The sequence below is a fragment of the Crocosphaera sp. UHCC 0190 genome (assembly GCF_034932065.1).
In the GTDB taxonomy this organism is placed as follows: Bacteria; Cyanobacteriota; Cyanobacteriia; order Cyanobacteriales; family Microcystaceae; genus UHCC-0190.
On the sequence record NZ_JAYGHP010000005.1, the window covers coordinates 52652 to 74299 of the forward strand.

Here is a 21648-nt window from a genome sequence, read left to right on the forward strand (position 1 = left end):
TTGACTTACGAATTAATTAAATGGCCATCTTCCATGTGAATAATCCGATCTGCCATATCTAAAATACGATTATCATGGGTGACTAATAAAATAGTACATCCCTGTTCTTTCGTTAACCTTTCCATAATATCAACCACGTCGCGCCCTGTTTTACTATCTAAGGCAGCAGTGGGTTCATCTGCTAATACTAATTTAGGATGACTCACTAAGGCACGAGCGATCGCCACCCGTTGTTTTTGCCCTCCTGAGAGTTGATCGGGATAATAATTTACCCGTTCCCCTAACCCTACCATTTGTAACATCCCTTCCGATTTAGCGATCGCCTCTTGATTACTAATATGGTCATGTAATTCGATAGACATTTGTACATTTTGCCTAGCAGTTAAAAAGGGCAATAAGTTATGAGCTTGAAAAATATAGCCCAGATAACGACGCACATTAACTAATTTATCTTCCTTGGCCCCGTTAAGTTCATAATCAATGGTTTGAAGACTGCCCTGTTGCACTGAGCGTAAGGCTCCAATTAGGGAGAGTAATGTGGTTTTGCCTGAACCAGAGGGGCCTGTCATAATCACAATTTCCCCTGGATTAATCTCTAAATTAATATCAAATAAAACTTGTTTTTTTAATCTATCTTTACCAAAAAAATGATTAAGACTATGAATGGCAATAACAGGTTTCATCGGTTTTCAGAACTGTCAATAATGACATTTACTTGTAAGTTGGTTAATTGGGCAACCCGTTGACTATCTTCAGGATTGAGGCGGATTTTAACTTCCACTACTCTAGCATCTGCATCAGCCGTTGGATCAGTTCCTAAGACCTTTTGTCGATCAACCTGTAAGCCAATTTCTTCAACAGTTCCCTGTAATTCTTCTACTACCCCATCAGCCGTAATTGTTACAGCTTGTCCCTGGCGTACTCGCATCACGTCACTTTCGTAAACTTCTGCGGTAACGTACATTTGCGCCGTTTCCCCTAATTCAACAATGCCCTGATTTTGCACCATTTCTCCTGGCCAAGTCTGAACTTTTAAGATTTGACCGGCTCTAGGGGCTTTTACATAGGCTAACGCTAAATTAGCTTCAGCTTGTTTCACCGCAGCTTGGGCAGAGGCAAGTTCACTTTGAGCAACTTGTATATCGACGGGGCGCACTTCAGAAACAGCACTAAGCATAGCTTGGTTTTCTGCAATTTGTGTCTGAAGGGTGGTGATGGTACGATTTAGATTGGCTTTAGCTGAATTAATTTGGTCTTGTAAGGTGCTAATAATGCGTTGAAGATTAGCATTGGCTTCTTGTACTTGTTTTTGGGTAATTTCTTGCTGCAAACATACCCGATCATATTCTTGTACGGAAACCGCTCCATCTTGATTTAAAGTTTGATAGCGTTGGCATTCCGTAGTGTTATTGCGTAATTCTGCCTTTAATCGCTCAATGGTAGCTTTTTGAGCATTTCTTTCTCCGAGTAATTGGGCTTCTAAATTAGCAATGCTAGATCGCTGTACCGCAATTTGTCCTTCTAGCTCCGCTTTGGTTCCCATAAATCTCGCATTTTGGGCGTTAATATCCCCTTGTTTAGCTCCTGCTTTTACTTTGGCTAAGTTAGCTTGGGCAACTTGAACCTGAGTTTTGGCTTGCTCTAAAGCTGATTGTAGGCGATCGCGGCTATCAAGAATAGCAATGATTTGATTTGCTTTAACTTGATCACCCCGTTGCACCAGCAATTGAGTAACCCGCGCTCCTTCCTGAAAAGCAGGTGCAGAAACTTTAATGGTTTCTCCTTTGGGTTCCAAATAACCTAATGCAGCGACTCTAGAAGGCTCTGGACTCTCTGAGGATAGGGGAGAGGGGGAAGACTGGGCAATTTGTTGGCGCATGAGAGGAACAGCATAAAAGACAACACCACCAGTTAACAAAACTCCCCATCCAGAAATTGCAAGTAGCCAGAGGAATTTAGGACGTTTTTGGTTTTCTGTCTTTTCTAGCTTGCCTTGATACAAGGACTTTCCTGGGCTTCCTAACATGAGTAGCTCTCCTGGGTTTCTGACGATAGGGATTGAGTTGACCGCATCATCTATAGAATTCCCTAAAATTCATATTTAACTACAATTTTGTCAAAAAGTGGTGAAGGGTCGTCAAAAAATATCGGCCGGATCAGCATCTTTCAGCTTTTTGATAGCTGTTGCTCCAGCGATAAAACACATGATTAGGGTTAAAAAAAACACCCAAATTGCTCTTTGAACTGTCATGGCAATGGGTAAAAAAGTCGCTTTTTTCGCCACCTCATAAATAATTATCGAGAGCAAAAATCCGGGGATATAGCCTAAAACAGCGATAAAGGTAGCTTGCTGGAGAATCATGGATAACAGATAACTATTACGATAACCAATCGCTTTCAAGGTGGCATATTCGGAGAGATGTTCTGATACATTACTATAAAGAATTTGATAAACAACAACAACACCGACAACAATCCCTAAAACAATGCCTAAACTGAAAATAAAGCCAATGGCTGTACTACTATTCCAGTAATCTTGCTCAAATTCTATGTATTCTTGTTTTGATAAAACTTTTACATCTTTGGGTAAGTATGCTCTGAGTTTACGAGCAAATTCTTCCCTGTTAACACCAGGCTTCAATTTAATTAATCCCACATCAATAGCAGTCTGAGGACGTTTATTAAAAATTCTCAAAAAGTTAACATCGCTGGTGACAATATTCCCATCTGCGCCAAAAGAAGTTCCTAATTCAAATAAACCTACCACATCAATTTTGATTGTTTGACCAGCCTGAGTGAGTTGGGTCGCTACTTTCCCCTTTTCTTTGACGGACGAGATAATTGAACCAAATTCATACCGAGAATTTTGATCGAACAAGATATTTTCAGGAATTTTTAACTTGTTTCGATTTTCTTGCATACCTGGCAGATTTAACACTGAGCGTCTTGCATCAATGCCAATTACAAAGATTTTCCGCCAATATTTTTTGTCTTGGGGATTTTGCCACTGGGCAAAGCCTAGATAAATGGGACTAATAAATTCAACTTCTTTAAAAGCCAAGGATTGCCATAAACGTTTCTTATTAAAGGATTCCATCGCAATTAAGGCATTGGATTTGGGACTAATTAAAAAAACATCTCCTTGTAATGATTGGTGAAAGCGCACAGCACTTTCAAATAAACTGTGTTTTAATCCAAATTGGACAAAAACTATGACAACCGCAAAAATCACGCCAGCAAGTGCTACTAATAGCCGCGTTTTTTGGTGTCTAAGTTGTAGCCCAGCTGTCGGAATTTTAAAAATCATATCCTTTAAACGCATCCATGAACTCAAAGGTAGCATCTTTATCTCTTTTGTATCTTCAACTATAGCCACCCTACAATCATACTAGACTGTACAGTGTGTACTTTGGCGTGAGTGAGTCTAAATATATATATACCATTATCCTATTTTACTTGCCCAAAAATAGACAAAAGTAGAAACTTTATATATATGTCATCGAAGCTAATCTTTACAGCTTTTTAAAAAACTTAGAAATAATGGGATTTTAAGCTTTTTACGGCAATTTATATCAATTAATAGCCATAAAACCTATAACATTAGATTATTTTAATTGCCCCAAGTTGGACAAAAAGATAAAAAATATACCCCATAAAAATTAATATTGACGTATCAAAATATATCAACTAAAATGTCAACTGTATAAACACTCATTCCCTATATTTTTTGGGAGAATTATTATGAACAAAGCTATAACTTTTGCGACAGCAACATCTCTCCTCGTCATGGGAGTTGGTTCTTCACAAGCGGCTGATCTCAGACCTCCTATTGGTGGACCTTTCACTGATGTTTATGCTTTTAGCTCTATTCCAGGATCAGGTAATGGTGTTAACGTAAAAATTGTTGGTGGCACAGCGTTCTTCGACTTCATCCCTGACGGTTTTGGTGCAGATGGACAATATGATGTCGATTTAGCAACAGGTGCTTTTGCCGAATTTGGTAGCGTACCAGGTCTTATCAAGGATGTGTCTCTTCCTTTCCCCCTTGCTCCTAATGCACCAGTAGCAATTCCTATCACTACTTTCCTGAATCTCGATGGGGTGGCTGCTCCTGATAGTGTATTTGACTTAACTACTGCTTTTGGTCCTGTATTTACAACAACGGCAACGGGAACAACAATTAGTTTTGATTTCGCAGGTGTGTTTAAGCAAACTGCTGGTGACATTGCTAATTTCAACGGTTCCGGAACAATTTCTGCTACCTTTATTGGGTTAGCTCCCGAAGACATTATAGAACTAGCACAACGCCCTGAGGGAATAACCTCATCCCAATCTGGTACTTTCACTCTAAGAGCAGAGGCTGTGCCTGAACCCAGTGCTTTAGTCAGCTTAGCTGCTTTTGCTGGTGCGGGAACTCTGTTAAATCGTAAGCGCAAAAACAAATAGTCATCTTAAGTTAATCACAAGTTAATTTAAGAAATACTCGCCTTTTTAAAGAAGAGGTGGGTTTTCTTTGTTCCTGTCAACTATCATTAAAGCCAGTTTAGTTACGAATTATCACTAAGAGCTTTTTCTTCTGTTTGAATTCGTTGAATCATTAATAAACCATTAGCAAGACTGAACACTATTGCTGTTAAGTAAGCATTGTGAATCAGAGGAAGTCCAAAAATTTCTAAAATCACCCCTAACCAATTGGGATGTCGTAAATAACGATAAATTCCGGTATCCACAAGAGGTAAACCTGGAATCGTCATAATTGCCAATGTCCAACGGTTTCCTAATGCTTGCATCGACAAATAACGCAAAACTTGTCCGGCAATGGTTGCTATTAACCCAATAACGGCCAGAGAGAGAATAAAAGCACGATCAAAGTACCATACCTCTGCAATCATGGCTACCCACCAACTTACCTGTAGAATTTTAACGACACCCAGTAAATTATCGCTATATTCTTGACCTCCTTGGGCTAAGATTTCAGTGGCATTACGTTGACTAATTCTGAGTTCAAACAGTCGTTGTAATATGACACAGATAATGATGCCGACAAAAATCCATCGAGTAACCATGATTGTTTTTCATCCGATTTCAAGAATTGAGAATGTCAAAACTTAAAGACAAAAGCTTACCATTGCAAGAGAATGACTTCTTGAGAGAAACCTGGCCCCATAGCGATCATCAAACCATAAGAACCTGATGGGGGTTGCTCTGCTGATAAAGTTTTATCTAAGATATAGAGAATAGTCGGAGATGAAAGGTTGCCCACTTCAGCTAATACCTCACGGCTCAGATTTAAAGCCTGTTCATCAAGACCATACTCATCTTCGATCGCATTAATAATTTTTGGTCCCCCTGGATGAACCAACCAACGGGATATATCATCAATGGAGAGATGATGAGCTTCTAAGAGAGGATCAATGGTTTGTCTGAGTCCCACCCTGACATAATCAGAAACTTCTGGCCGCAGGATATTACGAGTTCCGGTATCAACCACATCCATTCCCATTAAGTGAACCGTATCTGGTAACACCATTGAGCGACTATCAACGACTTTGGGACAACCAGCTTGTGCTAAAGGGTGATCATCACCAACCATTAAGACAGCAGCCGAACCATCACCAAACAAGGCCGCCGTCACAATGGTCATGATAATGTCACTATATTGGGAAGGATCATTAGGTAAACGGCGAACCATCGAACATAAATCCCGTTGTAGTGATCCTTGCCAGAGGGAAGAAGAAGGCTCTGAGGCAACCAGAATTGAAGATTCTGTGGGATAGGCCTTTAAATAATCAGCGACACGAGCAACCCCAAAAGCCCCCCCCATACAACCGACACTAGCGAGGGGCATTCTTTTAATGTTTCGAGAAAAAGGAATGTGGTTCATTAGTCGCACATCAATACCAGGAACTGCTGGAATGAGAGAAGTTGCGGTTAACTGAGAGATATCTGTGGGTTCGAGGGCGGTTTTTTTGAGCAATTTCCAGACCGTTTCTTCAACCAGGTCAACAGTTGCTTTAATTGTGGCGTTCATACTTTCCTCAATTCCAGGGGGTTCAAAAAAGGAATCCAGGGGCAACATAAAATAACGTCCTTTAATCAAGACGTTAGTGAAGAAACGATCAATCGTATCTAAATCAAAATCTAGCTCTTTTACCAGGAAGTATTTACGGAGTGCATTGGCTAACACTTCCTGGGGATAATAGTGAGCCGGAAAACCAACAGCAGTATTAACGATAAAAGTCATGATATTAGAAACTCTATACTAGGGTTAGTGGGTGCAGCAATGATAGGGGTAAATCGTAAAAAGACTCTACTTAATCTAAAGTATTCCCTAATTTGGTCTAAGAATCTATATACTCAGAAATTTTTTGCCAAACAATTTGTAACATTTCTGGTTGTTCTTTCTGAAAAAAGAAATGTTCACCGGAAAACATCTTTACCCTAAAATCTTGACTGGTTTGTTGACTCCAGCTTTCAAGATCTTTTTGACTAACTTTCCTATCATCTACCCCTCCAAAGGCATAAATGGGACAATTCAGAAGATCACCAGACCCATACAAATACGTCTCCATGAGGGCAAAATCTGCGCGTAAAATGGGGAGAAATTGTTGATCAAATTCAGCTTTTTTGAGGGTTTCTTCGGGAATTCCCTGGAATTTCTGGAGAGCTTCTTTAAATTTAGAATCTCCTAACTGATGCAACGGTACATCAAAATCGGGAATTTGGGGAGCGCGACTACTCGAAACAAATAGACAAACAGGACTTTGCTTGTTCTGTCGGCGAAGTTCACGGGTTAATTCAAAGCTTAATAAGGCCCCCATACTATGACCAAAAAAGGCAAAGGGACGATCAAGATAAGGACAAATTAAAGGAACTAAGGTTTGAATTAGAGGTTTTAGTCCCGTAAAAGGAGGTTCTTGATCTCGATTTTCTCGACCAGGTAACTGAACGGGACAAATTTCGATGTCAGACGGAAAGAATTTTGACCAAGATTGAAAAATTGAAGCCCCTGCACCTGCATAGGGAAAACAGAAGAGACGTAAACGAGGTTGAGAATTTTTATCCAAAAAAGGAAACCATAAATCTTGTTGGGTTTGCTTTTCTCTGTTTAATTCTGGTTCAGAGTCTCTATGAGTAGCTTGACTGGTAATCAGATGCAGCACCTGATCAAAAAACTGCTCAATGGTCAGTGCGGCGAAATATTCCACAGGAACGGCTATTTCTAGAGTCATTTCTAGCTCTTTTCTGATTTCGGTTGCCATCAAAGAGTCAATTCCTAAACTAGATAGAGGTTGTTGCCAGTCAATTTGATTGGCAGGAATTTTCGTAACTTTTCCTAACAGTTTACCAAGGTAAGATTGAAGCAATTCTTGACATTCTTGAGGATCAGCTTGCAGTAATTGAGTTTTGGTCAAGCTTTGACTTGGTTTTGTGTCAGTTTTAGATGTTTCTGGGAATGACTCAGTGGATGTAGATAAATTTTGGTTTTTCTCAATGACTGAAGATGACGGTGATGAAGGTTGCGCTTGGGTGAGTAAGACATCAACTAACCTGGGTAACAGTTTCACCTCTTTATCTGAAAAATTGCCGACAGTTTGTAACTGCTGTAATAATATTTGATGGACTAAGTTACTGGTTGAGACAGTTGGGGTTAACTTTTTAGAAGAATCAGTGTCTAACCAATATCGTTTTCGTTGGAAGGGATAGGTAGGCAAGGAGATGGGACGACGTACATAATCTTGATCAAATTTAGACCAATTAATATTAATTCCCCTAACATAAAGCATGGCCAAACTGTTCAATATGTGTAGCCAATTTTCTTGTTCTGGACGCAAACTCGGAAGCCATAATTGTGCTTGTTCTGGTAAACAGTGACGACCCATTCCTAACAGAATCGGTTTGGGTCCAATTTCTAGAAACACTTCATAGCCCTGTTGCGCCAGGGTTTCCATGCTCTCAGCAAATCTTACAGGTTGGAGGATATGAAGACACCAATATTCAGGCGTTCCTATGTCTTGGCTGGCCAGTTGTCCTGTCACATTAGAAATAATGTTAATTTGGGGTTGATGATAGGTAATTTCTTGGGCAATTTGGCGAAATTCCTCTAACATCGGTTCCATCGCGGGTGAGTGAAAGGCATGAGAAACTTGTAAGGGTTTTGTTTTAATGCCTTCAGATTCAAAGATTGCTTGTACTTCCGTAACGACTTCAGATAAACCAGAAATCACGATGCTTTGTGGCCCATTGTAAGCAGCAATGACTACTTCTTGACCGTAGGGTTGCAAGACAGCTTTAACCTTGGTTTCATCAGCGAGAACAGCCATCATAGACCCATCTTGAGGTAATGCTTGCATTAAGCGTCCCCTCTGGGCAATCAGTTTCAGTCCATCTTCCAGACTAAACAAACCAGCAACACAAGCGGCGACGTATTCTCCCACACTATGACCCATAACCACATCAGGTTTAATGCCCCAAGATTGCCATAATTGAGCTAAAGCATATTCGAGGGCAAAGAGGGCGGGTTGTGTGTAGGCCGTTTCATGAATGGGAGATGATTGCCCCTCCCTAGGGTAAAGAATCTCTAGTAGGGGTTTATCTAAGTAGGGACGCAAAATTTGGTCACAGCGATCTAAAATTTCTCGAAACCTGGGCTGAGTTTCATACAACTGTCGCCCCATATCCTCATATTGTGATCCTTGGCCAGTAAACAAAAAGGCAATTTTCTGAGCTTTCCGAGACGTTACTATCCCTGAGATTCCATTGCTTTCTTCTTGATGTGCAAAGGCGGCTAATTCTCGCTGTAAGTCTTCTGAAGTGTCGGTGACAATGGCTAATCGATGTTCAAACTGCGATCGCCCTGTATTCGCACTAAAATAAATATCGGCCACAGAAATATCAGGATGGGATGCCAAAAATGTTTGATAACGATTCGCCATCTCTAATAAAGCTGGTTCAGTTTTGGCTGAGAGGGTTAACAGATGGTAAGGACGTTCTTGGGATGATGATTGAGCGTCAAGGGTTTCTGATGTCTGAGGGGCTTCTTCAACAATCAGATGACAATTGGTTCCCCCAAACCCAAAAGCACTAATTCCCGCGAGGCGTTTTTCTGAGGGTGTTTCCCAAGGTTCACACTGGAGAGGAATTCTTAGAGGCGTTCCTTCGACTGAAATATAGGGATTAAGTTGTTGAAGATTGAGATGCTGGGGAATTTCTTGGTGTTGCAGGGACAAAACGACTTTGATTAAACCTGCAATACCGGCCGCTGATTCTAAATGGCCAATATTGGTTTTAACAGATCCAATCCAACAGGGTTGATCCGGTTGACGATTTTCCATCAAAACCTTTTTCAAGGAGTTAAATTCTTGGGGATCACCCAGAGGGGTTCCTGTCCCATGAGCTTCAATATAGCTGATTTGATTCGCCTTAACCCCCGCATTTTTCAAAGCTTGACGAATGACTGCCTGTTGAGATGGGCCATTAGGTGCTGTTAAACCATTCGTTAAGCCATCTTGATTAACTGCCGAGCCTTTAATCACAGCATAAATCTTATTTTCACCCCGTAGCGCGTCTGAAAGCCTTTTTAGAACAACGATGCCACATCCTTCGCCGCGAACATAGCCATCTGCTCTGGCATCAAAGGTTTTACAATGGCCATCGGATGCCATCATGCGAGCTTGAGAAAAGATAATTGTGCCTTCTGGGGACAAAATTAGGTTAACGCCCCCCGCTAAACATAAATCTGATTCCTGAAGCCGTAGACTTTGACAAGCATAGTGAACTGCTACGAGGGATGAGGAACAAGCAGTATCTATGGCTAAACTAGGCCCCTTTAAATTTAACAGGTAGGATAAACGATTGGCTGTAATGCACAATGCGTTTCCGGTTCCACTATAAGCACTTATTTTAGAGATATCTTGTAGGGATGCTCTACCATAATCATTATTACTAATACCGACAAAAACCCCTGTTTGACTTTCAGCAAGCTCCTTTGGGATTAAACCCCCGTTTTCTAGAGCTTCCCAAGCCACTTCTAACAATAGTCTTTGTTGAGGATCAATATATTCAGCTTCACGAGGAGAAATCCGAAAGAATTCTGCATCAAAAGCATCTATTTCCTTTAAAAAACCACCCCACTTTGTATTCATCTTGCCTGGGGTCGCAGGAGTTTCCTCATACAATGATTCTATATCCCAACGATCTGGAGGTACTTCCGTAATTGCATCAATGCCATTACGCAATAGTTGCCAATAATGTTGGGGATCATTGGCAGAGGGAAAACGACAACTTAGACCGATGATGGCGATAGGTTCCAAAATTACCTTGTTCTCCAAACGCTATATTTTGAGTATTCCCCAGATTTACTGATCAATAACACTTGTCACTTTACTTAATCTTTACAATTAGTTGGGGTAGTTTACTCAGGCAAATAATCGGGATTTAGGGTTTCTTCTGGAGTAAAGGGACAGCTTTCAGGAAAACTTGTTAGGGATAATCCGGTTTCTTCGGCAGCCCACTCCTTCGCGGGAAAGTAACAATCTAAAAAGATTTCTCTAAAATAAGGCTTGAGTCCTGGATGCTTCCCTAATGCTTTATTGATACGTCGGCGATGCTCCTTGATGCTCCCTCTCCAACTTCCACAACGATAATCGGGTTGGTATTTCCATTTAATCAGGTGGGCTAGGACAACAATCAAATTGTTTTCCAATGCGTCTTTGCGGGACCCACCCATTTCTTCTAATTCCTCAATCAAGTGTTTTATATCTAGGGCTGAAAAATTCCCAGAACGGAGCGATTCCGAAGTTTTCGACAACCAGAGAGGATAATTTTGAACGTAAAGTTCTTTAGGGATTACTTCAGTAGTCATCAAGACTCTCCTAATTGATAAGATGATAATTAGTCATTCTATCATTGTAACAATATGGTTTGCCAAAGCCTCAATCGTTGGATAATCAAATAAGAGAGTGGGATCGAGATTTTGTCCTAACCATTCTTGAAGATCTCCTGTTAACACAATGGCCGCTGAAGAATCTAGCCCATATTCATTAAATGATGCCTGAGTATCGATCTTGTTTGGCTCAATTTCTAGGAGTTGAGATAAATAAGAAACTAGCCAATTTTCAATGTCAGTGTAGCCAGGGTGTTTTTCTGAGGTATTTTGGCTCATAAATTCTAACTTTCTAAAGTATTTAGCTAGAAAAAACCCAACTTTTGAAAAAAGTAACTTTTTGAGGTTTCATCATAGCTCTATTAGAAATCCTAACATTTTTGGATCTTCTTATGAGTCAATACTTTTAATGAGATAAGAATTTTAGGCAATTTTGTCCAGATTCATGCTTGCTAAATTAACAGATTGTACACATTCAACCATATTGTTTAAAAATTGCTCTTTACAGCGATAACGTTGAATTTTGCCGCTAGAAGTCTTGGGAATGGTTGCTGTTCTCAATAACACAATTTCATGAACCTGTAACCCATGATGTTTGGCAACTGCTTGGCGAATACATCTCTCGACTTCATCAATATCTATCTTGCGTAAATAGGTTCGCTCGACTTCTTGGGCAATGACGAGTCGTTCGTTTCCAACCGTTCCCACAACAAAAGCAGCACCGCAACTCGCTCTTAATGCTGGATGACTTTGTTCAACTGTTAATTCAATATCTTGAGGATAATGATTACGGCCCCTAATAATGAGGACATCTTTGAGTCTTCCTGTGACAAATAACTCCCCATTTTCTGCCAGAAACCCTAAATCTCCTGTGCGTAAAAACGGCCCTGCTTGAGTATCTGCTAAATAAGCATCAAATGTTTCTTGAGTCTTTTGGGGTTGTTGCCAATAACCTTGGGCTACACTCTTCCCTGATACCCAAATCTCTCCTACCTGATTCTTGTCACATTCAATTAAAGTATTAGGGTCAACAATTTTCACTTTTTGTCCTAACCATTCTCGCCCACAACTAACCAATTTTCGACTATTTGGTTGTTGTGCAGAAACTTCAATCACCTGATTTTCTTCTAGGGCTTTCTCGTCTACAGTTTTGAGTCTGGGGGCTTGAGATTTCTTGCCACCTGTAATCAATAAAGTCGCCTCAGCCATTCCATAGCAGGGATAAAAAGCCTCTTTACGGAAACCACAGGGTCCAAACTTATCAGCAAAGGCTTCCAAGGTTTCAGCCCGAATGGGTTCAGCCCCCGTAAAAGCCACTTCCCAACTACTTAAATCTAAGGTTTCCATTTGTTCGCGGGTCACTTTCTGAACACACAAATCATAAGCAAAGTTAGGGCCACCGCTAGTGGTAGCACGATAATCAGAAATCGCTTTTAACCAACGATAGGGCTTTTGTAGGAAGTCTACGGGGGACATTAACACACAAGGAAAACCCACATATAAAGGCTGTAAGATGTTGCCGATGAGTCCCATGTCATGAAAGAGAGGTAGCCACCCGACACCGCAACTAGAGGAAGTATGGCCAAATCCTTGTTCAATAATTTGTAGATTATGAAGAAGATTTCCATGACTGACCATCACGCCTTTAGGGTTTCCGGTTGAACCCGATGTATATTGTAGGAAAGCAAGATCTTTTTGACGAATTTCAGGTAATTTCCAATCCTGATTAAAGGGTTTGGGAAGATTATCTGTCGTTAACCACTTTAAATCCGATAATTCTGGATATTGTTCTAAGCTTTCTTCTAAGTTACTCTTGATCACACTGGTAGTTAATACTTCTTTGGCTTGACAATCAGCAATAATGGCTTGTAATCTGTCAAGGGATTGATTGCGTCTAGGTGGATAAACGGGAACCGCAACCACCCCGGCATATAAACAGGCAAAAAATGCCACAATAAAATCTAATCCAGGAGAATACATCAGTAAAGCTCGTTCTCCTTGCAGTCCAAGCTCGTAGAGAATAGCTCCAAGCTCTCTAGATTTTCTATCTAATTCTTCATAAGTTAAGGAAAATTCTTCTGCTTCACCCCGCTCTAAAAAGGTGTAAGCAGTTTGCAATGGTTGATATCTGGCTCTTTTTTTAAGAAGACTGACTAAACTTTCTCTAGGGGTTAATGTTAATAAGGGGGGTTGTTGCAGTTGATACATGATTTTTCACGTCTCACATCAGAATTAGGGTTCAACAGGGTTGAGTCTGATGATGGATGGAAAAAGTAAAAAACTCGTGAGGGTAAAAATGACTAAATATTGCGAAAATCACAGAGAACATCTATATTTACTAATATGTATCTCATGATCTTTACCTGATAATACCTATTATCATTTTTTATAGTTACGCAATATTTCGGATCTAAAAAAGTCTGTAAAGAGGTTAAATTTGGATAAAGAAGAAATTGATTATTCTACGATTATGGTTTCTACATTTAAGAGAGTTAATTACCTTACTAATCTTTTTTCTCCACACAATAATATTGAGTCTCCATCAAATCTGTTAGACCTTCTGAGATGGAGAGCAATCAATCAATCGACACAAAAAGCTTATACATTTTTACAAAATGGAGAAACAGAATTAGTCAACTTAACTTATCAAGACTTAGATTTACAAGCTAGAAATATTGCTGCAAAAATGCAATCTTTAGGAGTTGCCGGAGAAAGGGCTTTACTGTTATATTCACCAGGAATTGAGTTTATTTCCGCATTTTTTGGCTGTTTGTATGCTGGTGTTATTCCGGTTCCGCTTTATCCTCCCAAACGTAACCAAAACTTATCACGACTCCAATCAATTGTGGCAAATGCTGAGGCAACACTCGCATTAACAACCCACGATATCTTAGAAAACGTCGAAAAACATTTTGTTAACACACCAGACTTAGCCGCACTAACCTGGTTTACTACGGATAATTACGAAGAAAAACTGGCAGAAGCCTGGTATCCTCCCGAAATAACCCGTAATTCCCTAGCTTTCTTGCAATATACATCCGGTTCAACCGGAAGTCCCAAAGGGGTAATGGTCAGTCATGGAAATCTTCTTCATAATCTACAAATTATTGAACAAGGATTTGGCCATACTTCCTCTAGTTGCGGTGTCGGGTGGCTACCTCTCTTTCATGACATGGGACTCATCGGCAACATCTTACAGCCTTTATATGTCGGTTTTCCTTGTGTGTTAATGTCTCCTGTGGACTTTCTCCAAAAGCCTTATCGTTGGTTACAAGCGATTTCCCAATATGGTGCTACCACTAGCGGTGGCCCCAACTTTGCCTATGATTTATGTGTTCAGAAAGTCACTCCTGAACAACTGGCAACCCTAGATTTAAGCAGTTGGGAAGTGGCGTTTACGGGGGCTGAACCCATTCGGGCTGAAACCTTAGAAGCCTTTGCCCAGAAGTTTGCCGCCTCTGGTTTCCGTAAAGAGGCTTTCTATCCCTGCTATGGTATGGCTGAGTCTACTTTATTTGTTACTGGTGGCATCAAATCTCAACTCCCTGTCTTCAAAACCGTTGATGAAAAAGCTTTAGAAGAAAATCGGGTGATTGATGCTCCTGCTGAACAAGGCAAAACAAGAACCCTAGTGGGTTGTGGTCGAGAATGCTTAGGACAAATCGTGAAAATTGTTGACCCTAATACTTTAACTGAATGTGACAAGAATCAGGTAGGAGAAATTTGGGTATCAGGAGAGAGTGTGGCTCAAGGTTATTGGCAACAACCCCAAAAGACTCAAGAAACGTTTAACACTTATCTCTCAGATACTCAGGCCAGTCCCTTTTTGAGAACAGGAGATTTAGGCTTTATCTCAGATGACGGCGAGTTATTTGTCACGGGAAGACTCAAAGATGTCCTCATTATTCGGGGACGTAACCACTATCCCCAAGATCTTGAATTAACAGCCGAAGAAAGTCATCTGGGAATAATCAGTCATCGCAGCGCAGCCTTTACCACTGAAGTCAATGGTAAAGAACAGTTAATCATTGTGGCTGAGGTTGAACGCCGCTATCATAATCGTCGTCAACAATCTTCTGCTGTTTCCCCTGAACAAGAAAAACGGATGTCAAGCGATCGCTGCGCTCAAGAGTCAGTTGATCCAGGGTTTGAGGCTGAACTCTCAGAACCTCCCGTTTTCGAGACAATTGTCAGGAGTATTAAACAAGCAATTGCTAAACATCATGGGTTACAAGTTAATCGTGTTCTTTTATTAAGGGTTGGCACAATTCCCAAAACCTCCAGTGGAAAAATTCAAAGGTATGCCTGTCGTCAAGGTTTTCTAGAAGAAACTTTAAATATTATTTACGATAGCCATTAACCCAGGGCGATTTCATGCTCTAAAACGCCTTAACCCGCTTTGGGTTGGGCTATGCCCGCCTGCGCGGGCCATCCAAGGAATTATTAATATTTGAGCCTGCCTACGCAGGCTTCGTTCCTATAATACCAAATCCGCTTTAGAAAGTAGAGTTATTAAAACCAACAAAACCCAGTAGAAACGTTGCAGGCAACGTCTCTACGTTAATCTATTTTGATAACGGGATTTGGTATAACTCCAGGCTTCAGCCTGCGAGCATTTTAACCACAGCAAAATCTTTCCACACAACGCACAAACATTTCAACCCCCAAAGATAACACTGTCTCATCAAAATCAAAACGGGGATGATGATGGGGATAAGCTAACCCTTTCTCATGATTAGCTGACCCTAAAAAGAAGTAACATCCTGGGACTTCTTGTAAAAAGAAGGACATATCTTCCCCTCCCATTGTCTGACAAGTCGGGGCAATTCCTGCGGGGGTTTCTACCACTTCTAAGGCCACGGAACGCACCAACTCTGCCATTTTTTCATCATTGATCACTGGGGGATATAAACACCAATAATCGAGTTCATAATTAGCTCCATAACCTTGACAAATTCCGGCAACAATTTCCTTAATTCTCTGGCCAAAATACCCCTCAAATTCAGGATTAAAATAACGCACCGTTCCACTCATTCTGGCTGTATCAGCAATCACATTTAAGGCCGTTCCCGCATGAAGTTCCCCCACTGTTACCACCGCAGAATCAATCGGGTTCACATTACGAGAAACAATAGACTGCAAAGCATTAACAATTTGTGCGCTAACCACTACAGAATCAACTGTTTGGTGAGGCATTGCCCCATGGCCGCCTTTTCCAAAGAGATTGAGGCGAAAACATTCAACGGCCGCCATTAAAGGGCCACTGCGGACTCCAATGGTTCCTAAAGGCAAATTATTCCATAAATGTAGTCCAATAATTCCATCAACATCAGGATTTTTTAACGCCCCTTCTTCGATCATGGGTTTAGCACCCCCTGGACTTTCTTCAGCCGGTTGAAAAATGATTTTTACTGTGCCTTGAAAATCTTGACGATGTTGCCATAAATAATAGGCAGTTCCTAGGGCAATAGTAATATGTCCATCATGACCACAAGCGTGCATCATTCCTTGATGTTGGGAACGATAAGACACTTCATTTTCTTCATGGATTGGTAAGGCATCCATATCAGCACGAAGGGCTAAAACTGGGCCAGGATGAGGGCTTTTAATAATGGCAATAATTCCCGTTTTGGCAATGCCTGTTTGATGGGGAATGCCCATTGCTTCTAATTTTTGAGCAATAAAAGCGGCTGTGATTTCTTCTTGAAAACCCAATTCTGGCCGTTGATGTAAGTGCCGTCGCCATTGCACGAATTGCCCCTGAAGATTGCAAATTTCTAGGCGAATTTGGGATAAATTAAGAGAAGATAATTGAGGAAAATTAGAAATCATGGGAGACTAGGGTTAGGATTAATTATGATGTTCGATACAAAGATGAACGGCGATCGCTGATTCTGGGGGCTGATTTGTCTCTACAATGGGTCTAACGGGGGTAATTTCTCCGGTTACGGGGGCGGCCCCTTGGGGGACGGGACTAGCGGCTAAGGCAATATATCCATTGGCTACAGCTAAGCCATGAGTGGGGTCATAACCGCGCCAACCCCCTCCTGGCAAATAGACTTCTACCCAAGCGTGTAAATCTCTTTGTTCTTGATGGCGATCGCCTTCTTGATAGCCACTGACAAATCTTGCTCCTAACCCTACCACGCGACAGGCTTCCATAAATAATAAGGCAGTATCTCGACAAGATCCTTGTTGGTTTTTCCAAGTAATTCCAGGTTGCCAAGGTTCCCCAGTTTCTCTAATTACATAGTGACAGTTTTCATGAATTTTTTGATTTAAAGTTGACAAAAAATTTAAGGTATTGCCTTGGACTTTATGTAGAATTTCTTGGGCTAATTGAACAATGACAGGATCAGGAATTTTATTGTAAAAATCAAGATAAGGTTGCAATTGATTAAATAAAGAAATTGGATAATCAATCGGTAAATTTACAGCCCAAGATTCTAATAAATAACTAAAGGGATTATTAGTATAAGTTTCTACCTCAGATCTGATATTAATAGTTAATATTTCTGTAGGATAAGTAAACCATAATTGAATCAAATTATTGCCGTTTAAATCAACAATTTCAGCAGTTTCTTTGGGAATTGGAGTAATTGATAATGAAAAGTTTAATAGATTTTGCCAACCATCAGAACGAGGCCGCATTCTCAGACTATGGGGGTTAAGAAATACCGGCTGATTATAGGTATAAATAGTTTGATGATGAATAGAATAACGCACCTAAATTAATACTCACTTTTGAATAGATACTTGTTGAGGAAGATCAGTCACAAAGAAGGTTTCCCCCATTTTTTCACCGATAGTATTAACACGGTTTTGAATCCGATCTAAAAATTCATGTAATCCAATTTCTATGATATCATCAATCACAGTATAAGCTAATTCAGAACACAAACGGCCTAAGGAGCGTTCGGCAGAATTACTCCAAATTCCTAATGGCGTTCCTGTGATTTGATGAAGAGACTGCTGTACTTGACGCAAACAAAAATAGATAGATCGGGGAAACTCTCGGTTTAAAATCAAAAATTCTGCCACATTATTTGGCAAAATACGTCTTTGACGTTTTCGATACATTTCATAAGCACTAGCAGACTTTAAAAGAGCGATCCATTGAATTTGATCTAAGGGAGTTCCTACCCATTCCGCAGAAGGCAATAAATAGAAGTATTTTACATCAAGAATTCGAGCCGTTTTATCAGCCCTTTCTTGAAGTCTTCCCATGTGTCCAAAGTGCCATGCCTCATTATGGGTCATGGTAGCATCCATTACCCCTGCAAAACGATGGCTAGAAAGTTTTACTTGGGTGAAGAAATTGGGGAGAGCAGATTGAGGATGATGTTTTGTTGCCTCGATAATCAGACGATAAAAACGATTCACTTCTTCCCACATTTCTGAGGAAATAATTTCCCGTACAGAACGGGCATTTTCTCGCGCCATTTGTAAACAAGATAGGATAGAATTAGAATAGTCTTGATCAAAAGTAAGGAAATGAATAACATTTTCTGCGGTGGCTTTACCGTACTTTTCAGAAAATAGTTTTAGATCTCCTGTTGTGAATACTAATGGTTGCCATTGTTGGGTTACACCTGGGGGCAAATCTAGCATCAAATTGAGGTTAACATCTACAAAACGAGCCACATTATCTGCTCGTTCAATGTAGCGATTTAGCCAATAAATTGAATCTGCAACACGACTTAACATGGGAATTCTGAATAATAAATTGATAATTGATCTCAGGGCGAACGGCCATTCGCCCCTACTTTAACTGTTTAAAACCCAAGTATCTTTACTTCCTCCTCCTTGAGAAGAATTAACCACTAAAGATCCTTTCGTTAAAGCTACTCTCGTTAGTCCCCCTGGATGAACATAAACTTCATCCCCGCGATGTAAAATATAGGGACGTAAATCAACGTGTCGTCCTTCAATTTGTCCCTCAATAAAAGTTGGGACACGGGATAAACTTAAGGTGGGTTGAGCGATATAATTACGAGGATTAGCTATGATTTTTTGAGCAAATTCTTCCCGTTGTTCTTGGGTAGAATTGACCCCTACCAACATTCCATAACCACCCGCTTCATTGGCCGCTTTGACCACTAATTTATCTAAGTTTTCTAAGACATAATTGCGATCGCTTTCTTGCCAACATAAATGGGTAGGAACATTTGATAAAATCGGCTCTTCTCCTAAATAGTAGCGAATCATTTCTGGTACATAGGCATAAACCACCTTATCATCAGCAACCCCTGTACCTGGTGCATTCGCTAAAGCAACCCTACCCTGACGATAAACCTCCATTAACCCCCGAACCCCTAAAAAAGAGTCAGCGCGAAACTCTAAAGGATCAATAAATTCATCATCCACACGACGATAAACCACATCAACCCGTTGTAGTCCTTTTGTGGTCTTCATTTGCAAATAACCATCAACCACAACTAAGTCTCGTCCTTCTACTAATTCTACCCCCATTTGTTGGGCTAAAAATGAGTGTTCAAAATAGGCAGAATTATAAATTCCCGGTGTTAATACGACAACCGTAGGATCAGGAATTTGAGGACTGGCTAAATTCAGTAAAGTTTCTAATAGATGACTTGCATAGTCATCCACAGGTTTAACGGCCATGGTTTGGAAAATTTGGGGAAAAGTGCTTTTCATGACCCGACGGTTTTCTAATACATAGGAAACCCCAGAAGGAACTCGCAAATTATCTTCTAAAACATACCATTGACCATCATTATGACGGACTAAATCTGTGCCTGTAATATGACACCAAATGCCCGATGGTGGGGTTAAGTTAACACAAGGACGGAGAAATCCTTGGGCTGATTCTATAATTTCGCGGGGAATTTTGCCATCTTTAATGATTTTTTGTTGATCATAAATATCCCCTAAGAATAGGTTTAAAGCGTAAATTCTTTGCTTAAGACCTTTTTCTAATTTTTGCCATTCATTGCCATCAATAATACGGGGAATAATATCAAAAGGAAAGATTCTTTCCACCCCTTGATCATCATTGTAAACGCGAAATGTAACCCCTAAATTAAACAATGCGAGTTGTGCTGTATCTAGATGTTGTTGCAGTTGTTCTAAGGATAATTGCTGCATCCATTGAATTAACGAGGCAGCATGGGATCTCGGTCGTCCTGGTGCTTCGTACAATTCATCATAAAATGTTTCGGGGTCATAGGTGTCAAGATGAACAGCCACCGCAAATTCTCCACTAGCCTTGCTTCTGACAGGATCTGCCTGAAGGTATTTTATTATTATAAATGAATCTTCATTTTCACTAAAGTAGTTTATTTAACTAATTATCGATGTGATGACCGAGATGAACTGGTATGAGTTAAACTCCAATCCGGGCGAAGATTACAAGCATCGCGCAAATAAGGATGATAGATCTCTTTTTGAGGTTTTGGGGTGTTAACATGAATCAGTACCCTTATACAGCGTTTTAAGCTGCCCTCAACCTGCATTTGTTGCACATCCAAAAGGGGGACATCTTCCCATTGAGGACGTTGACGAGCGATCGCTGCTGGAAAAATGGCATTAAGATCCGGTGTTGCGGTAAAGGTGACACTAACAATATCTTCAAGGTTCAGTTGGTTGCGGGTTTCGATCGCATTTAGCAATTCAGTGACAGATTCTGTGATCGCCTCTTTGGTATTTTCTGATACTGTGGTTGCCCCTCGAATACCTCGCACTTTCCACTCCACAGTCATAATCCTCCGACAATTAAGGTGTTGATTTTATAGCAGTCGCCGTCTAGGTGTTTGACAGACGTTTTGTTTCAAACCTCAGTAAACAAAGGGTTTTACTTCTAACTTCTGACTTATGACTTCTAACTTCTGCTATATCACTCCCATTCTCTCATCCTCAGACCCCTTTTTTGGTGTGTTTCCACCTCACACAAAAATCATGGACGATATAACCATAAAGGTTGTCCATTGGTGGTTAATTCAAATTCTAGCCAATTGATCGCCGTCCCAATCTTTGATTGACTTTGATTACGAGATAAAACCCGATTTAATAAAGATTTCGGTTCTTCAATGGTGTAACATAGGGCTTTGTCGGGATTAAGTCCTGCTAACTCAGCGGCCCAACGACGGGCATCTTCTTCCGTTCCTAGACGATCAACTACCCCTAATTCTAAAGCTTGTTGTCCGGTAAAAATGCGTCCATCGGCAAAACTTTTCACCTTTTCAACAGCTAAATTACGGCCTTGGGCCACCGTCGTCACAAATTGATCATAACTGGTATCAATCATTTCTTGAAGAATCTGATGTTCTTCGGGGGTTAATTCTCGATCAAAGGAGAGAATATCTTTATAGGGGCCTGACTTAACCACTTGAAACGATACCCCAATTTTATCTAAAAGCCGTTCTAAATTATTCCCCCGTAAAATAACCCCAATACTGCCAGTAATCGTGCCAGGGTTGGCCATAATATATTGGGCCCCCATGCCAATATAAACCCCACCAGAAGCGGAAATATTGCCAAAACTAGCGACAATTTTTACCTTATCTCCCAGTCTTTTCAGGGCTTCATAAATTTCTTGAGAGTCCCCTACTGTTCCTCCAGGAGAGTCAATGCGTAATAACAGGGCGGGAAATTTCTTCTCTTTCACCGTTTCTAGGGCTTTCAGCACACTTTTGCGAGTTTCTGAAGCGATCGCACCAGTAATTTCAATCCGCGCGATCTGTTTGCTGGTTCTGGGTTTAAAGGGCCAAATCATAGATAATTTTCAAATTATAGGGAAAATG

General features: G+C 40.6%; 17 protein-coding genes. 2 read left to right on the top strand and 15 right to left on the bottom strand.

The window, feature by feature from the left end; genetic code table 11:
* Positions 1–5: 5 nt before the first annotated feature.
* The 3 genes from VB715_RS09470 to devC form a co-directional block, all read right to left on the bottom strand.
* Positions 6–683, bottom strand: coding sequence for a DevA family ABC transporter ATP-binding protein (locus tag VB715_RS09470; protein ID WP_323300957.1), 678 nt, complete (start codon positions 681–683; stop codon positions 6–8).
* Positions 680–2026, bottom strand: coding sequence for an ABC exporter membrane fusion protein (locus VB715_RS09475; RefSeq protein ID WP_323300958.1), 1347 nt, complete (start codon positions 2024–2026; stop codon positions 680–682). The genes VB715_RS09470 and VB715_RS09475 overlap by 4 nt, the downstream gene beginning before the upstream one ends.
* A gap of 111 nt (positions 2027–2137) precedes the next feature.
* Entirely contained in the window at positions 2138–3307 is a 1170-nt protein-coding gene (gene devC / locus VB715_RS09480; RefSeq protein ID WP_323300959.1) for an ABC transporter permease DevC, read from the bottom strand.
* Positions 3308–3741: 434 nt separating this feature from the next.
* Here devC and VB715_RS09485 point away from each other — a divergent pair, with 434 nt between their 5' ends.
* Positions 3742–4446, top strand: a complete 705-nt coding sequence (locus VB715_RS09485; protein ID WP_323300960.1) for a PEP-CTERM sorting domain-containing protein — start codon at positions 3742–3744, stop codon at positions 4444–4446.
* 101 nt (positions 4447–4547) lie between these two features.
* On the opposite strand, the gene VB715_RS09490 is transcribed toward VB715_RS09485, so the two are convergent.
* From VB715_RS09490 to VB715_RS09515, 6 genes are all read right to left on the bottom strand, one after another.
* Positions 4548–5066 carry an isoprenylcysteine carboxyl methyltransferase family protein gene (locus VB715_RS09490; protein WP_323300961.1) on the bottom strand — a complete coding sequence of 173 codons (519 nt, stop codon included), beginning with the start codon at positions 5064–5066 and terminating at the stop codon, positions 4548–4550.
* 56 nt (positions 5067–5122) lie between these two features.
* Positions 5123–6244, bottom strand: a complete 1122-nt coding sequence (locus tag VB715_RS09495) for a type III polyketide synthase (RefSeq protein WP_323300962.1) — start codon at positions 6242–6244, stop codon at positions 5123–5125.
* A 97-nt stretch (positions 6245–6341) separates the two neighbouring features.
* Positions 6342–10313, bottom strand: coding sequence for a beta-ketoacyl synthase N-terminal-like domain-containing protein (locus VB715_RS09500; protein WP_323300963.1), 3972 nt, complete (start codon positions 10311–10313; stop codon positions 6342–6344).
* Positions 10314–10414: 101 nt separating this feature from the next.
* The gene (locus VB715_RS09505; RefSeq protein WP_323300964.1) at positions 10415–10864 is read right to left on the bottom strand and encodes a DUF29 domain-containing protein; all 450 of its coding nucleotides are present in this window, start codon (positions 10862–10864) and stop codon (positions 10415–10417) included.
* Between the two features lie 33 nt (positions 10865–10897).
* Positions 10898–11164 carry an acyl carrier protein gene (locus tag VB715_RS09510; RefSeq protein ID WP_323300965.1) on the bottom strand — a complete coding sequence of 89 codons (267 nt, stop codon included), beginning with the start codon at positions 11162–11164 and terminating at the stop codon, positions 10898–10900.
* A 144-nt stretch (positions 11165–11308) separates the two neighbouring features.
* Complete coding sequence (locus VB715_RS09515; protein ID WP_323300966.1) at positions 11309–13093, bottom strand: fatty acyl-AMP ligase; 1785 nt, start codon at positions 13091–13093, stop codon at positions 11309–11311.
* Between the two features lie 262 nt (positions 13094–13355).
* Here VB715_RS09515 and VB715_RS09520 point away from each other — a divergent pair, with 262 nt between their 5' ends.
* Entirely contained in the window at positions 13356–15245 is a 1890-nt protein-coding gene (locus tag VB715_RS09520; protein WP_416336925.1) for a fatty acyl-AMP ligase, read from the top strand.
* A 257-nt stretch (positions 15246–15502) separates the two neighbouring features.
* On the opposite strand, the gene VB715_RS09525 is transcribed toward VB715_RS09520, so the two are convergent.
* The 6 genes from VB715_RS09525 to sppA form a co-directional block, all read right to left on the bottom strand.
* Entirely contained in the window at positions 15503–16717 is a 1215-nt protein-coding gene (locus VB715_RS09525; RefSeq protein ID WP_323300968.1) for a M20 family metallopeptidase, read from the bottom strand.
* Between the two features lie 18 nt (positions 16718–16735).
* On the bottom strand, positions 16736–17611 hold the full coding sequence (locus tag VB715_RS09530; protein WP_323300969.1) for a transglutaminase family protein: 876 nt from the start codon (positions 17609–17611) through the stop codon (positions 16736–16738).
* A 12-nt stretch (positions 17612–17623) separates the two neighbouring features.
* Complete coding sequence (locus VB715_RS09535) at positions 17624–18592, bottom strand: alpha-E domain-containing protein (RefSeq protein ID WP_323300970.1); 969 nt, start codon at positions 18590–18592, stop codon at positions 17624–17626.
* A 60-nt stretch (positions 18593–18652) separates the two neighbouring features.
* Entirely contained in the window at positions 18653–20095 is a 1443-nt protein-coding gene (locus VB715_RS09540; RefSeq protein ID WP_323300971.1) for a circularly permuted type 2 ATP-grasp protein, read from the bottom strand.
* A 101-nt stretch (positions 20096–20196) separates the two neighbouring features.
* On the bottom strand, positions 20197–20601 hold the full coding sequence (gene aroH / locus VB715_RS09545) for a chorismate mutase (protein ID WP_323301148.1): 405 nt from the start codon (positions 20599–20601) through the stop codon (positions 20197–20199).
* Between the two features lie 200 nt (positions 20602–20801).
* Positions 20802–21620, bottom strand: coding sequence for a signal peptide peptidase SppA (gene sppA / locus VB715_RS09550; protein WP_323300972.1), 819 nt, complete (start codon positions 21618–21620; stop codon positions 20802–20804).
* Between the last annotated feature and the right edge of the window lie 28 nt (positions 21621–21648).